Origin of the sequence: Piscinibacter defluvii, from assembly GCF_004011805.1 — a bacterium.
GTDB classification, from domain to species: Bacteria; Pseudomonadota; Gammaproteobacteria; order Burkholderiales; family Burkholderiaceae_C; genus Piscinibacter; species Piscinibacter defluvii.
This window is the reverse complement of the sequence record NZ_RCHJ01000023.1, coordinates 1-13,954: the sequence shown is the minus strand read 5'-3', so window position 1 is coordinate 13,954 and position 13,954 is coordinate 1. Positions and strand designations below refer to the sequence as shown.

Annotated in this window: 16 protein-coding genes; 8 read left to right on the top strand and 8 right to left on the bottom strand. The window is 71.6% G+C overall.

Features of this window, described 5'->3' with window-relative positions; all coding sequences use genetic code 11:
- Window positions 1-7 precede the first annotated feature (7 nt).
- From fabG to D9C15_RS27075, 6 genes are all read right to left on the bottom strand, one after another.
- Window positions 8-742, bottom strand: a complete 735-nt coding sequence (gene fabG / locus D9C15_RS27100; protein ID WP_128002181.1) for a 3-oxoacyl-ACP reductase FabG — start codon at window positions 740-742, stop codon at window positions 8-10.
- A gap of 76 nt (window positions 743-818) precedes the next feature.
- Window positions 819-1,757: an ACP S-malonyltransferase gene (fabD, locus tag D9C15_RS27095; RefSeq protein ID WP_128002018.1), complete on the bottom strand. Its 939-nt coding sequence runs from the start codon at window positions 1,755-1,757 to the stop codon at window positions 819-821.
- Window positions 1,758-1,806: 49 nt separating this feature from the next.
- Window positions 1,807-2,793 carry a beta-ketoacyl-ACP synthase III gene (locus D9C15_RS27090; RefSeq protein ID WP_128002016.1) on the bottom strand — a complete coding sequence of 329 codons (987 nt, stop codon included), beginning with the start codon at window positions 2,791-2,793 and terminating at the stop codon, window positions 1,807-1,809.
- A gap of 7 nt (window positions 2,794-2,800) precedes the next feature.
- Window positions 2,801-3,928: a phosphate acyltransferase PlsX gene (gene plsX / locus D9C15_RS27085; protein WP_128002014.1), complete on the bottom strand. Its 1,128-nt coding sequence runs from the start codon at window positions 3,926-3,928 to the stop codon at window positions 2,801-2,803.
- Window positions 3,929-3,959: 31 nt separating this feature from the next.
- Window positions 3,960-4,142 carry a 50S ribosomal protein L32 gene (gene rpmF / locus D9C15_RS27080; RefSeq protein ID WP_112190625.1) on the bottom strand — a complete coding sequence of 61 codons (183 nt, stop codon included), beginning with the start codon at window positions 4,140-4,142 and terminating at the stop codon, window positions 3,960-3,962.
- A gap of 91 nt (window positions 4,143-4,233) precedes the next feature.
- Complete coding sequence (locus D9C15_RS27075; RefSeq protein WP_128002012.1) at window positions 4,234-4,791, bottom strand: YceD family protein; 558 nt, start codon at window positions 4,789-4,791, stop codon at window positions 4,234-4,236.
- A gap of 39 nt (window positions 4,792-4,830) precedes the next feature.
- On the opposite strand from D9C15_RS27075, the gene D9C15_RS27070 reads away from it, so the two are divergent.
- Together D9C15_RS27070 and D9C15_RS27065 are read left to right on the top strand one after the other, a co-directional pair.
- A complete protein-coding gene (locus tag D9C15_RS27070; RefSeq protein ID WP_128002011.1) occupies window positions 4,831-5,424 on the top strand; it encodes a Maf family nucleotide pyrophosphatase in 594 nt (197 codons plus the stop codon).
- Complete coding sequence (locus tag D9C15_RS27065) at window positions 5,421-6,188, top strand: SAM-dependent methyltransferase (RefSeq protein ID WP_128002009.1); 768 nt, start codon at window positions 5,421-5,423, stop codon at window positions 6,186-6,188. The genes D9C15_RS27070 and D9C15_RS27065 overlap by 4 nt, the downstream gene beginning before the upstream one ends.
- Window positions 6,189-6,201: 13 nt before the next feature.
- Here the strand turns inward: D9C15_RS27065 and D9C15_RS27060 are convergent, their stop codons facing one another.
- A complete protein-coding gene (locus tag D9C15_RS27060; protein ID WP_128002007.1) occupies window positions 6,202-7,659 on the bottom strand; it encodes a DEAD/DEAH box helicase in 1,458 nt (485 codons plus the stop codon).
- A gap of 10 nt (window positions 7,660-7,669) precedes the next feature.
- Window positions 7,670-8,785, bottom strand: coding sequence for an MraY family glycosyltransferase (locus D9C15_RS27055; protein ID WP_128002005.1), 1,116 nt, complete (start codon window positions 8,783-8,785; stop codon window positions 7,670-7,672).
- A 101-nt stretch (window positions 8,786-8,886) separates the two neighbouring features.
- Here D9C15_RS27055 and rfbB point away from each other — a divergent pair, with 101 nt between their 5' ends.
- The 6 genes from rfbB to D9C15_RS27025 form a co-directional block, all read left to right on the top strand.
- Window positions 8,887-9,954, top strand: coding sequence for a dTDP-glucose 4,6-dehydratase (gene rfbB, locus D9C15_RS27050; protein ID WP_128002003.1), 1,068 nt, complete (start codon window positions 8,887-8,889; stop codon window positions 9,952-9,954).
- Window positions 9,951-10,847: a dTDP-4-dehydrorhamnose reductase gene (gene rfbD, locus D9C15_RS27045; protein ID WP_128002001.1), complete on the top strand. Its 897-nt coding sequence runs from the start codon at window positions 9,951-9,953 to the stop codon at window positions 10,845-10,847. The genes rfbB and rfbD overlap by 4 nt, the downstream gene beginning before the upstream one ends.
- An 18-nt stretch (window positions 10,848-10,865) precedes the next feature.
- Window positions 10,866-11,747, top strand: coding sequence for a glucose-1-phosphate thymidylyltransferase RfbA (gene rfbA / locus D9C15_RS27040; protein WP_128001999.1), 882 nt, complete (start codon window positions 10,866-10,868; stop codon window positions 11,745-11,747).
- Complete coding sequence (rfbC, locus tag D9C15_RS27035; RefSeq protein ID WP_128001998.1) at window positions 11,747-12,304, top strand: dTDP-4-dehydrorhamnose 3,5-epimerase; 558 nt, start codon at window positions 11,747-11,749, stop codon at window positions 12,302-12,304. Before rfbA ends, rfbC begins: the two co-directional genes overlap by 1 nt.
- A gap of 55 nt (window positions 12,305-12,359) precedes the next feature.
- Complete coding sequence (locus tag D9C15_RS27030; RefSeq protein ID WP_128001996.1) at window positions 12,360-13,172, top strand: ABC transporter permease; 813 nt, start codon at window positions 12,360-12,362, stop codon at window positions 13,170-13,172.
- Between the two features lie 12 nt (window positions 13,173-13,184).
- Window positions 13,185-13,954, top strand: a 770-nt coding sequence (locus tag D9C15_RS27025; protein WP_164886873.1) for an ABC transporter ATP-binding protein, incomplete at its 3' end; no start/stop codon positions are given.

Sequence of the window (13,954 nt, the reverse complement as noted above, 5' to 3'; positions counted from 1 at the left end):
GGGCGCATCAGCACATGAACATGCCGCCGTTGACGTGCAGTTCGGTGCCGGTGATGTAGCCGGCCTGCGGCGAGGCGAGGAAGGCCACGGCGTGCGCGATCTCGCTGGCGTGGCCGAGCCGGCCGAGCGGGATCTGCGCCAGCAGCGCGGCGGTCTGCGCCTCGGGCAGCGACTTGGTCATGTCGGTGTCGATGAAGCCCGGCGCGACGCAGTTGACCGTCACGCCGCGGCTGCCGAGCTCACGCGCCAGCGAGCGTGTCATGCCGGCCACGCCGGCCTTGGCGGCAGCGTAGTTGGCCTGGCCCGGGTTGCCGCTCGCGCCCACCACCGACGTGATGTTGACGATGCGGCCATAGCGCTGCTTCATCATCGGCCGCGTGGCGGCGCGGCAGGCGCGGAACACCGCCTTCAGGTTGGTGTCGATGACCGCGTCCCAGTCCTCGTCCTTCAGGCGCATCGACAGCATGTCGCGCGTGATGCCGGCGTTGTTGACCAGCACGTGCAGCCCGCCCTGCGCCTTGACGATGCCGTCGATCGCGGCGTCGAGCGCCGCGCCGTCGGTGACGTTCAGCACCAGCCCGCGGCAACCGGCATGGCCGGCCAGCGCCTCGGAGATGGCCTGCGCGCCGGCGTCGCTGGTGGCCGTGCCCACCACCTGCATGCCACGTTCGGCCAGTGCCAGCGCGATGGCCCGGCCGATGCCGCGCGAAGCGCCGGTGACCAGGGCCACCTGGCCATTCATCGTCACGTGGTCGCTCACAGGACTGCCCTCCGCGCAATGCGATCCGGGATTCGCGCTTGGGATCGGCCAGGCGCGCTCATGCCAGCACCCCCTTCGCGTCGGCGAGCGTGGCCGGGTCGAGCACGTTGCCGACCACCAGCTCCGCGTCGATGCGCTTGGCCAGCCCGGCCAGCACCTTGCCCGGACCGCACTCGAACAGGTGCGTGATGCCGCGGGCACGCATCGCCTGCACGATCTCGACCCAGCGCACCGGGCCGAAGGCCTGGCGGTACAGCGCCTCCTTGATGGCGGCCGGATCGCTCAGCACGGCGACGTCGATGTTGTTGATCACCGGAATCGTCGGTGCGGCCAGCGCCACCTCGGCCAGTGCCAGCTTCAGCCGCTCGGCGGCCGGCTTCATCAGGCTGGAGTGGAACGGCGCCGACACCGCCAGCGGCAGCGCCCGCTTGGCGCCGCGCGCCTTGAGGGCCTCGCAGGCCTTGTCGACCGCGGCCTTGGTGCCGGCGATGACGGTCTGCTTCGGGTCGTTGTAGTTGGCGGCGGCCACCGCCTCGCCCACCTGGGCGGCCACCTCGGCGCAGGTGTCGCGCACCACGTCCGCGTCCAGGCCGAGGATCGCGGCCATCGCGCCGGCCCCCACCGGCACGGCGTCCTGCATCGCCTGGGCGCGCAGGCGCACCAGCGGCAGCGCCTGGGCCAGCGTGAGCGACCCGGCCGCGACCAGTGCGCTGTACTCGCCCAGCGAGTGACCGGCCAGCACCGCCGGGGCCAGCCCCGTCTCGGCGATCCAGGCGCGGTAGCAGGCGATCGCCGCGGTCAGCATCACCGGCTGGGTGTTGGTGGTCAGGTCAAGCTGCTCCTTCGGGCCGGCATGGATCAGCGCGCCGATGTCCTCGCGCAGCGCCTCGGAGGCCTCGGCGAGCGTCTGCTTCACGGCCGCATGGTCGCCCCAGGCGTCGAGCATGCCGACGGTCTGCGAGCCCTGGCCCGGGAACACGAATGCGAAGCTGGCCATCGTCCTTGTCTCTCTCGTTGTCGTTCTCGTGCTCGGCGCGCCGCCGCGCTCAGAAGTCGAGCAGCACCGCGCCCCAGGTGAAGCCGCCGCCCACGCCCTCGAGCAGCACCGTGTCGTCGCGCTTCACGCGGCCGCTGCGCACCGCCACGTCGAGCGCCAGCGGCACCGAGGCGGCCGAGGTGTTGCCGTGTTCGTCGACCGTCACGACCAGCTTGCCTGGCGGCAGCTTCAGCTTCTTGGCCGTGCCCTGCATGATGCGGATGTTGGCCTGGTGCGGGATCAGCCAGTCGATGTCGTCCTCGGTGCGGCCGGCCTTCTCGAGCACCGCGCGCGCGGCACTCTCGAGCACGCCGACGGCGAGCTTGAACACGGCCTGGCCGTCCATCCGGAGCAGCGGCACCCCCAGCACCTGCCCCCCCGAGACCGTGCCCGGCGTGCAGAGGATGTCGACATGCTTGCCGTCGGCGTGCAGGTCCGTCGCGAGGATGCCCGGCTTGTCGCTCGCCTCGAGCACCACCGCGCCGGCCCCGTCGCCGAACAGCACACAGGTGGTGCGGTCCTTGAAGTCGAGGATGCGCGAGAACACCTCGGCGCCGACCACCAGCGCGCAGTCCGCCGCGCCGGTGCGGATCATCGCGTCGGCCACGCCGAGCGCGTAGACGAAGCCCGAGCACACCGCCTGCACGTCGAAGGCCGGGCAACCGTTGGCGCCGAGCTTGTTCTGCAGGATGCAGGCGGTCGACGGGAACACCATGTCCGGCGTCGAGGTCGCGACGATGATCAGGTCGATGTCGGCGGCGCGCCGGCCGGCCGCCTCGAGCGCGTGGCGTGCGGCGTGCAGGGCGAGGTCGCTGCAGGCGACCTCGGGCGCGGCGAAGTGGCGCGCGCGGATGCCGGTGCGCTCGACGATCCACTGGTCCGAGGTCTCGACCCCGTCGCGCGCCAGCTGGGCGGCCAGCTGTTCGTTGGTCAGGCGCTGCGGGGGCAGGTAGCTGCCGGTGCCGGTGATGCGCGAGAAGCGCGCGCTGATGCTCATCGTGTGCTCATCGTGTGGCCACCATGGCCGGCGAGTCGGGCGGGGTCTCGCCACCGGCAACCGGCATGGCCGCGAGCGTCTCGAGGATACGGTCGTGGACCCGGTCGAGCAGCCGGTTGCGGGCCGCATCATAGGCGCGGTTGAGCGCCTGCTGGAAGGCAAAGGCGTCGGCCGAGCCGTGGCTCTTGAACACCAGGCCGCGCAGCCCCAGCAGCGCGGCCCCGTTGTAGCGGCGGTGGTCCACGCGCGCCTTGAAGTGCTTGAGCACCGGCATCGCCACCAGCGCGGCCATCTTGGTGAAGGCGTTGCGGGTGAACTCCTGCTTGATGAAGCTGGTCAGCATCGCGGCCAGCCCCTCGGCCGTCTTCAGCGCCACGTTGCCGACGAAGCCGTCGCAGACGACGATGTCGGTGGTGCCCTTGAAGATGTCGTTGCCCTCGACGTTGCCGTGGAAGTTCAGGTGCCCGCTGGCAGCCGCCGCGCGCAGCAACTCGGCGGCCCGCTTGATGGTCTCGCTGCCCTTGATGGCCTCTTCGCCGATGTTCAGCAGGCCGACGCTCGGGTCGCTCTTGCCTTCGACGGCGGCGACCAGTGCGCTGCCCATCACGGCGAACTGCAGCAGGTGCTCGGCGCTGCAGTCGACGTTGGCACCCAGGTCGAGCACGGTGGTGAAACCGTCGCGCTGGTTCGGCATCACGGTGGCGATGGCCGGCCGGTCGATGCCCTCGAGCGTCTTGAGCACGTAGCGCGAGACCGCCATCAGCGCGCCGGTGTTGCCGGCCGAGACACAGGCGTGAGCGGCCGCCTTGCCGTCCTCGCCCGGCTTGACCTGCGCGACGGCGACGCGCAGCGACGAATCCTTCTTGCGCCGCAGCGCCACCTCGACCGGGTCGTCCATCTCGACGACCTCGCTGGCCGCCACCACGGAAGTGCGCGGCCAGCCGGCGGCCGGCGCCAGTTCGGCGGCGCGTCCGACGAGGATCAGTTCGGCCTGCGGATGGGCGTCGAGGAAGGCCCGGCAGGCCGGCAGGGTGACCGCCGGACCGTGGTCACCGCCCATGCAATCGACCGCGAGGCGGATCGCCCCACCGATCGGTGCGACCGTTGCCGCAGCTGCGGTGGGGGCGCTGCCCATGCCGAGCGTCGCCAGCTCCCGCGGCGAACGCTCAGGCGTCCGCCTTGGTCTTCAGGACCTTGCGGCCGCGGTAGAAGCCGGTCGGGCTGATGTGGTGGCGCAGATGCGTCTCGCCGGTGGTCGGCTCGATCGCGGTGCCGGGCGCGGCCACGGCGTTGTGCGAGCGGTGCATGCCACGCTTGGACGGCGACTTCTTGTTCTGCTGAACGGCCATGATGGATCTCCTGGCACGCCCACCCAGGGCATGCAACTCACGAAAAGCCGGCGATTCTAGCATTCCGGGCCGAGGCCGGCAGCGCCAGCGGTCACGCCGAACCGTCCGGCCGGGGTGGCCGGCCCTTCAGCGCGGCCAGCGCGGCGAAGGGATTCGGCCGCTCGTCCAGGACCTCGGCCTCCGCCGCCACCGCCGGCAGCGGGCAGGCGGCATGTCGGGGCACCAGCGGCAGCGACAGGAGCAGTTCGTCCTCGACCAGTTCCTTCAGGTCCAGCGAGCGAGTGAGCGCCAGCACATCGTCTTCGCAGTCGGCATCGAGCTCGGCCGCCTGGTCTTCACCCGGCACGAACAGGAAGCTGCGCTCGGCCCGCACGTCCACCGGCAGCGGCCCGAGGCAGCGCTGGCAGACCACCTGCAAGGCGGTGCGCGCCTGCAGGTGCAGCCAGACCTGCGGCGCCCCGCCTCGCACCGCGCGCTGCTCGCCGCGTGCCTGCCAGTCGACCGGGGTGTCACCGGGCGGGCAGTCGGCATGGGCCGAAGCCGCCAGACGTTCGAGCTCGCGCAGCGGCCAGCAGCCCTGCAGTTGCGCCGCCTGCTCGGCGAAGGCGGCGACATCCAGGTGCAGAGGATCCAAGGCGCGCGCTTTCATGCGGGGAAGTGTATGCGGCGCGATGGGACAATCGCCGCCATGCCGACGCGCCCGCGCCTGATCCTCGCCTCTACGTCGCGCTATCGGCGCGAACTGCTCGAACGCCTGCGCCTGCCCTTCGACGTGATGGCACCGGACGTGGACGAGAGCCCGCACGCCGGCGAGACGCCGGCGGCGCTGTCGGAGCGACTGGCCCGTGCCAAGGCGCTGGCCGTGGCGGGCCGGCACCCGGAGGCCGTCGTGATCGGCTCCGACCAGGTGGCCGACCTCGGCGGCGCGCCGATCGGCAAGCCCGGCAGCCACGAGCGCGCCGTCGAGCAACTGCGTGCCATGCGCGGCCGCGCCGTGGTGTTCCACACCGCGGTGACGGTGGTGCGCCTGGCCACGGGCCACGAACGCAGCGTGCGCGTGCCGGTGACGGTGCGCCTGCGCGACCTGAGTGACGCCGAGATCGAGCATTACCTGCGCACCGAGCAGCCCTACGACTGCGCCGGCAGCGCCAAGGCCGAGACGCTGGGCATCGCGCTGCTGGAGGCGATCGAGTCGGACGACCCGACGGCGCTGGTGGGCCTGCCGCTCATCCGCACCAGCGCGATGCTGCGCGAGGCCGGCATCGACCCGCTCGCGCCATGAGCGATACACCCGGGACGCTCTACCTCGTACCGAACACGCTGGACTTCGGCATCGAGGGCGCGCAGGCGGCGCCGTTGAGCGACGTGCTGCCGCTGGGCGTGCTGCAGCGCGCCGCGCAGCTGCGGCACTGGGTGGCCGAGAACGCCAAGACCACGCGCGCGCTGCTCAAGCGTGTCGACGCGATCGTGCCACTGGCCGCACCGCTGCAGGAGCTGTCCATCGTGGAGCTGCCCCGGCCGGCCAAGGGCGCGAAGGCGCCGCCGGCCGACCTGCGGCCGCTGCTCGCGCCGGCGCTGGCCGGCCACGACCTCGGCCTGATCTCCGAGGCCGGCCTGCCCGCCGTGGCCGATCCGGGCGCGGCGCTGGTACAGGCGGCGCATGCCGCGGGCATCCCGGTGGTGGCCCTGCCCGGCCCGAGCGCGCTGCTGCTGGGGCTGGCCGCCAGCGGCCTGAACGGACAGAGCTTCGCCTTCGTCGGCTACCTGCCGGTGGAGGCGGGCGCACGCGATGCCCGCATCCGCGAGCTCGAGGCCACCTCACGCCGCCTCGGGCAGACCCAGCTGATGATCGAGACGCCGTACCGCAATGCCGCGCTGCTGGCGGCGCTGCTTGCGCAGCTGAAGGGCGACACGCGCCTGGCGGTCGGCTGCGCGCTCGCGACGCCGGAGGGCTTCACCCGCAGCGACCGCATCGACGGCTGGCGGCTCCGCCCGACCGGGCTGCCGGCGGACCGCCCGGCGGTGTTCGCCCTGCTCGCGGGCTGACCCGGCGCGGTGTTCAGGCCGACGGCACGTCGTCCGTCTTCTTCGCGCCGAACAGCGCGGCCACCTTCTTCTTCGGCTTGATGTAGGGCGACAGGCCACGCGGCGCGGGCGACGCCGGTTTCTGGTCCCAGGCCGGCTTGGGCGCATCGGCCGGCGGCTCGTAGGGCTCGTCGAAGAACGGGTCGGCGGCAGGCTTGGGCGCGGCGTAGGCCGGGCGCGCGGCGGCCGTGGCACGCGCCGGGCGCTCGTCGTCGTGGCGCGTGCGGTCGCGGTAGTGGTCGCGGCGCGGCGGCGCATCGTCGAGCTCGAGCGGCTCGATCTCGATCTTCTTCTTGATCAGGCGCTCGATGTCGCCGATCGAGCGGTGGTCCTCGCGCGAGACCAGCGTCATCGCCAGGCCCGAGGCGCCGGCGCGGCCGGTGCGGCCGATGCGGTGCACGTAGTCCTCGGCGTTGAACGGCACGTCGAAGTTGAACACGGCCGGCAGGTCGGCGATGTCCAGGCCGCGCGCGGCCACGTCGGTGGCCACCAGCACGTCGACCTCGCCGCGCTTGAAGGCGTCCAGCGCCTTGAGCCGCTCGTCCTGGCTCTTGTCGCCGTGCAGCGCGTTGGTGCGCAGGCCGTCGCGCTCGAAGGAGCGCGCCAGGCGCGCGCAGCCGAGCTTGGAGTTCACGAACACCAGCGCCTGCGTGACGCCGCGGTCCTTCAGCAGCTTGAGCACGGCACGCCGCTTGTCGTCGGAGGCCACGCTGTAGAAGCGCTGCTCGACGGTGGAGGCGGTGGCGTTCGGGCGCGCCACCTCGACCAGGATCGGGTCCTGCAGGTAGCTTTCGGCCAGGCGCTTGATCTCGGGCGAGAAGGTGGCCGAGAACAGCAGCGTCTGGCGCTGCTTGGGCAGGTAGCTGAGGATGCGCTGCAGGTCGGGCAGGAAGCCGATGTCGAGCATGCGGTCGGCCTCGTCGAGCACCACGTACTCGACCTGGTTGAGCACCGCGTTCTTGGCCTCGATGTGGTCGAGCAGCCGGCCGGGCGTGGCGATCAGCACCTCGACGCCGCGGCGCAGCTCCTCGGTCTGCGGCTTCATGTCGATGCCGCCGAACACCACCGCGGCGCGCAGCTGGGTGAACTTGGAGTACTGCTTGACGTTGGCGGCCACCTGGTCGGCCAGTTCGCGCGTAGGCGCCAGCACCAGTGCGCGCACCGGGTGACGCGCCGGCGACATGCTGGCGTTCTCGTGTTTCATCATGCGCTGCAGCAGCGGCAGCGAGAAGGCGGCGGTCTTGCCGGTGCCGGTCTGGGCGGCGCCCATCACGTCGCGGCCGTCGAGCACGATCGGGATCGCCTTGGCCTGGATCGGCGTCATCGTCAGGTAGCCCGCGTCTGCCACCGCACGCAGCAGTTTCGGGTCGAGCGCGAGGGTGTCGAATCGCGCGGGTGCCGGCACGTCCGGCAGCGGGGTTTCGGTTTGCATGTACCCCGGATTATCGCCGAGGGGGGGATCCGGGGCGCAGTTGCAGCCAGCGCGGTGCCTTGAAGCGGATGATCAGGGCATACAGGGAGACGTAAACCGCGGCGAAAAGCACGATGAAGGCGCCGAGGATGCGCGAGTCGTCCCAGAACAGCACGCTGGGCACCACCGCCAGCATGCTCAGCAGCCACAGATAGGGGGCCGTCATCGCATTGCGCTTCGTCAAGGCGGCGGCATCCGTGCGCCCGACCGCCCAGCGCAGCAGGCGCCGGTACACCAGGCTGTGCAGGTGCACGCCATCGGGCATGCCCACCGCGCGGCCGCGCACCACCTTGCGCCGGTACATCGAGAACAGCGTCTCGAACACCGGGTAGATCGAGGCCAGCAGCGGGAACAGGGGCGACACCTGGGTGTTGCGGGCCAGCAGCAGCAGCGCCACCTCGGCCGCGTAAAAGCCGAGGAAATAGGCCCCCCCGTCGCCCAGGAAGATCAGCCCGGCCGGGTAGTTCCAGATGAAGAAGCCGAGGATCGCCCCGGCGCCGGCCAGCGCCAGCAGCATCACCAGCGCGTCGCCCACCTCGCCGGCCACGTAGGCCACGGCCAGCAGGATCATCACCACGCACATCGAGGCCAGGCCGTTGAAGCCGTCGATGATGTTGACGGCGTTCGCCATGCCGGCCACCGCCACCACCGCCAGCAGCGCGGCGCCGACCGCGAACGAGGCGACCCAGTCCAGCAGCAGCAGGTCGGTGCGGGTGATGGCGGTGCCGAGCACGAACACCGCCAGCACGGCCGACAGGATGGCCGCCAGCAGGCGCATCGCCACCGACACGCGCTTGGTCACGTCCTCCAGCAACCCGGCCACGAAGGCGGGCGCGCCGCACAGCAGCAGCAGCAGCAGCATGCGCCCGAGCGCGGACTGCGGCTGCAGCAGCGCGAAGGCCAGCGCCAGCACGCCGAGCGTCGCGAACACGCCGATGCCGCCCACGCGCGCGACCGGATGCACGTGGACCTTCTGCGGCCCGGTGAGGTCATGATCCTTGGTGGCCCAGCCGCGGCTGCGCAGCAGCCGGACCACGATCAGGGTCAGCGCCGCCGAGAGGACGAACGCCGCCACGAAAACAAGCATGGCCGCAAGTGTAGTCAGCCCGGCCGGCGTACCCTCCGACACGGCGTCACCAAACGCATCGCCGATAATCCGCGGCCACTTCGGGCAGAGCCTCAGACCCCATGATCCTCGTCACCGGCGGCGCCGGATTCATCGGCAGCAACTTCGTGCTCGACTGGCTGGACCGCGACGGCGATCCGGTCGTCAACCTGGACGCCCTCACCTACGCCGGCAACCTGCGCAACCTGGCCGCGCTGGACGGCGACCCCCGCCACCGCTTCGTGCGCGGCGACATCGGCGACCGGGCGCTGGTCGCCACGCTGCTGGCCGAGCACCGGCCGCGCGCGGTGCTGAATTTCGCCGCCGAGAGCCACGTGGACCGCTCCATCAGCGGGCCGGAGGCCTTCCTGCGCACCAACGTGATGGGCACGCTGGCCCTGCTCGAGTCGGTGCGGGCCTACTGGGCCACGCTGCCGGACCCGGAACGCGCGGCGTTCCGTTTCCTGCAGGTCAGCACCGACGAGGTGTTCGGCTCGCTTGCCCCCGACGCGCCGGCCTTCACCGAGCAACACCGCTACGAGCCCAACAGCCCCTACGCGGCCAGCAAGGCGAGCGCCGACCACCTCGTGCGCGCCTGGCACCACACCTACGGGCTGCCGGTGCTGACCACCAACTGCTCGAACAATTACGGCCCGTATCACTTCCCCGAGAAGCTGATCCCGCTGATGATCGTCAACGCGCTGGCCGGCAAGCCGCTGCCGGTGTACGGCGACGGCCGCCAGGTGCGCGACTGGCTCTACGTCGGCGACCACTGCAGCGCGATCCGCGCGGTGCTGGCACGCGGGCGCCCCGGCCAGACCTACAACGTGGGCGGCTGGAACGAGCAGGCCAACATCGACATCGTGCGCCAGATCTGCGCGCTGCTGGACGAGCTGAAGCCCGACCCGGCCGGCCCCTACGCACGGCTGATCACGCATGTGGCCGACCGCCCGGGCCACGACCGGCGCTATGCGATCGACGCGCGCCGCATCGAGGCCGAGCTCGGCTGGCGCCCGGCCGAGACCTTCGCCAGCGGGCTGCGCCGCACGGTGCAGTGGTACCTGGAGCACGCCGACTGGGTGCGCGAGGTGCAGAGCGGCGCCTACCGGGAGTGGATCGCGCGGCAGTACGGTCCGGCCGCCGCGGCATGAGAGTGCTCCTGCTCGGGCAGCGCGGACAGGTCGGCTGGGAGCTGCAGCGCGCGCTCGCGCCGCTGGGCGAGCTGATCGCGCCCGAGCGCGACGGCCCGGCCGGGCCGGCCGACCTGCGCGCTCCGGAGCAGCTGGCCGACACCGTGCGCCGCCTGCGGCCGGACGTGATCGTCAACGCCGCCGCCTACACCGCCGTGGACCGCGCCGAGAGCGAACCCGGGCCCGCCCACACCGTCAACGCCGCGGCGCCTGCGGCGCTGGCGCGTGCGGCGGCCGAACTCGGCGCCGGGCTGATCCACTACGGCACCGACTACGTGTTCGACGGCAGCGGCGACACGCCGCGCGACGAATCCGCACCGACCGCGCCGCTGTCGGTCTACGGCCACAGCAAGCTGGCCGGCGAGGAGGCGATCCGCGCCAGCGGCTGCCGCCACCTGATCCTGCGCACCAGCTGGGTCTACGCGGCGCGCGGCGGCAACTTCCTGCGCACCATGCTGCGGCTGGCGGCCGAGCGCGACCGGCTGCGCGTGGTGGACGACCAGTTCGGCGCACCCACCGGCGCCGAGCTGCTGGCCGATGCCACGGCGCACGCGCTGCGCGCCTGGCGGTCGGATGCGCGGCTGGGCGGCACCTACCACCTGGCGGCCGCCGGCGCGACCAGCTGGCACGCCTACGCCTGCCACGCGATCGAGCGGGCGCGTGCCGCCGGGCTGCCGGTGCGCGTGGCCCGCGAGGCGATCGAGGCCATCCCCACCGCCGAATACCCCACGCCGGCGCGCCGGCCGCTCAACTCGCGCCTGGACTGCACACGCTTCCAGGCCGCCTTCGGCCTCGTGCTGCCGCCCTGGCAACAGGGCGTGGAGCGGGTGGTCGACGAGCTGGCCGGCACCTGAGGCAAGCAGGAGCAACGCATGCGACGCAAGGGCATCATCCTCGCCGGGGGCTCCGGCACCCGGCTGCACCCGGCCACGCTGGCGCTGAGCAAGCAGCTGCTGCCGGTGTACGACAAGCCGATGGTCTACTACCCGCTGAGCACGCTGATGCTGGCGGGCATCCGCGACATCCTCGTCATCAGCACGCCGCAGGACACGCCGCGCTACCAGGCGCTGCTGGGCGACGGCGCGCGCTGGGGCCTCGCGATTTCGTACTGCGTGCAGCCCAGCCCGGACGGCCTGGCGCAGGCCTTCATCCTCGGGCGCGGCTTCGTCGACGGCGCGCCCAGCGCGCTGGTGCTGGGCGACAACATCTTCTACGGCCACGACTTCCAGGCCATGCTGCGCAACGCGGCCGACCAGAACAGCGGCGCGACCGTGTTCGCCTACCACGTCAACGACCCCGAGCGCTACGGCGTGGTCGAGTTCGACGACCAGCACCGCGCCGTCAGCATCGAGGAGAAGCCGAAGGCGCCGAAGAGCAACTACGCGGTGACCGGGCTGTACTTCTACGACACGCAGGTGTGCGACATCGCCGCGTCGATCAAGCCCAGCGCACGCGGCGAGCTCGAGATCACCGAGGTCAACGCGACCTACCTCGAGCAGGGCCAGCTCAATGTCGAGCTGATGGGCCGCGGCTACGCCTGGCTCGACACCGGCACGCACGACAGCCTGCTCGAGGCGAGCCAGTTCATCGCCACGCTGGAGCGCCGCCAGGGCCTGAAGGTGGCCTGCCCCGAGGAGGTGGCCTGGCGCGCCGGCTGGATCGACGCGGCGCAGCTCGAGGCGCTCGCCCTGCCGCTGGCCAAGAGCGGCTACGGCGCCTATCTGCTGCGGCTGCTGCGCGAGAGGGCCTACTGATGCGCTTCACCCCGACGGCGCTGCCCGAGGTGCTGATCGTCGAGCCGCAGGTGCACGGCGACGCACGCGGCTTCTTCATGGAGAGTTTCAACCAGCGCGCCTTCGACGCGGCGGTGGGCCGCCACGTCGAGTTCGTGCAGGACAACCACTCGCGCTCGCTGCGCGGCGTGCTGCGCGGCCTGCACTACCAGCTGCCGCCGCATGCCCAGGGCAAGCTGGTGCGGGTGGCGCGCGGCGCGGTGTTCGACGTGGCGGTCGACCTGCGCCGCGGCAGCCCGGGCTTCGGCCGCTGGGTCGGCGTCGAGCTGAGCGAGGACAACCAGCGCCAGCTGTGGATCCCGCCGGGTTTCGGGCACGGCTTCCTGGTGCTGAGCGAGTCGGCCGACTTCCTCTACAAGACGACCGACTACTACGCCCCCGAGTGCGAGGCGAGCGTGCGCTGGGACGACCCGGCGCTGGCGATCGGCTGGCCGCTGGCCGGCGCGGAGCCGCAGGTGTCGGCCAAGGACGCGGCAGCCCCCGCCCTGGCCCGGGCCCGGGCCCGGACCTTTGACTGAGCCCCCAGGGGGGCTGACCGCGCGGCTCGCGCACAATGCGGGCTCGCCGCCGACCATGCTGACCCAGGAACTGCCCCCGACGCCCCCCAAGCGCGACGCCTACCAGGTGCAGCGCGCAGTGTTGGTGGCGCTGGTGATCCGGGAGCTGCGCGCGCGCGTGCAGGGCCGCTGGCTTGGCATGCTGTGGATGCTGTTCGAGCCGCTCGCGCACGTGCTGGCCGTGCTGGCCCTGTTCAACTTCCGCCAGAACGCCGTGACGCTGAACATCGAGTTCCCCGTGTTCCTGGTCACCGGCATGCTGCCCTTCTTCATCTTCAGGAACCTGGCGCGCCAGGTGCCGACCGCCATCAACGCCAATCGACAGTTGTTCGCGTACAGGCAGGTGCTGCCGATCGACGCGCTCGCGGCACGCGCCGTGGTCGAGATCGGCCTGTACGGCGCCGTCTACCTCTGTGCCCTGGTGATCCTGGGCTGGCTGGGCTACCACTGCGTGCCGCGCGCGCCGCTGGAATTGATCGCCACCATGAACGTGCTGGTGCTGCTCGGCCTCGGGTTGGGCCTGGTCGTGGCCGTGGTATCGCACCGCCGCCCACGAGTCACGACGGTGATCAACCTGGCCTTCTTCCCCCTGTACTTCGTTTCCGGGGTCATCTTCCCCCTGCACTCGCTGTCGCCGGAGGTGCGAGACCTGCTGCTGTGGAACCCGGTGCTGCACCTGGTGGAACTCTCCAGGTACTACTTCATCCCCAGCTACACGATACTTCCGGGTGTCGACGCGGCCTACCCGACCGCCTTCGCGCTTGTTGTCCTGGCGCTCGGGATGAGCGCCTACCGCGTGTATCGCCACCAGTTCGTTGCGGTCGGCTGAACCCTTCCCGGCATGCTCGAGTTGCGCAATCTCACCAAGTGGTACCAGACGCCGTTCGGGCGACGCTACGTCTTTCGCGACCTCAGCTTCAAGTTCCCGGACAACGCGAGCATCGGGCTGATCGGGCGCAACGGCGCCGGCAAGTCGACGCTGCTCAGGTTGCTGGGCGGCATCGATTCGCCGAACGCCGGCGCCGTGGTGACTGATGCGCGGATCTCCTGGCCTGTCGGGCTCTCCGGGGGATTCCAGAACTCGCTGACGGCCCGCGAGAACCTGCAGTTCATCTGCCGCATCCACGGCGCCACCGGGCCAGCCATGCGCCGCATCCTCGACTTCGTCGCCGACTTCGCAGAGATCGGCGACTACTTCGATCTGCCGGTGTCCTCGTACTCATCGGGAATGCGGGCGCGAGTCGCCTTCGGCGCCAGCATGGCCTTCGAGTTCGACTACTACCTGATCGACGAACTGATGGCCGTGGGTGATCCGCAGTTCCGGCAGAAGAGCCAGCGCCTGCTGCGCGAGCGCCTGCAGCGCGCCAAGGTCATCATGGTGTCGCACAACACCAAGGAGATCCTGCGCAACTGCGACGTTGTCGTGCTGGTGGACCGGGGCAACACGGTGCTGTTCGAGGATGTGCGCGCCGGGGTGCAGGCCTACCTCAAGCAGGCCGAGCCCGGCCGCGCCGCGCCCGAAGCCGTCGGCGCGCGGCCGGCGGTGGGCACGGCCAGGCCTCCCGGCGCGCGGCCGGCCGGCGCGCTGGCCGCCCGGCCCGCTGGCGCGCC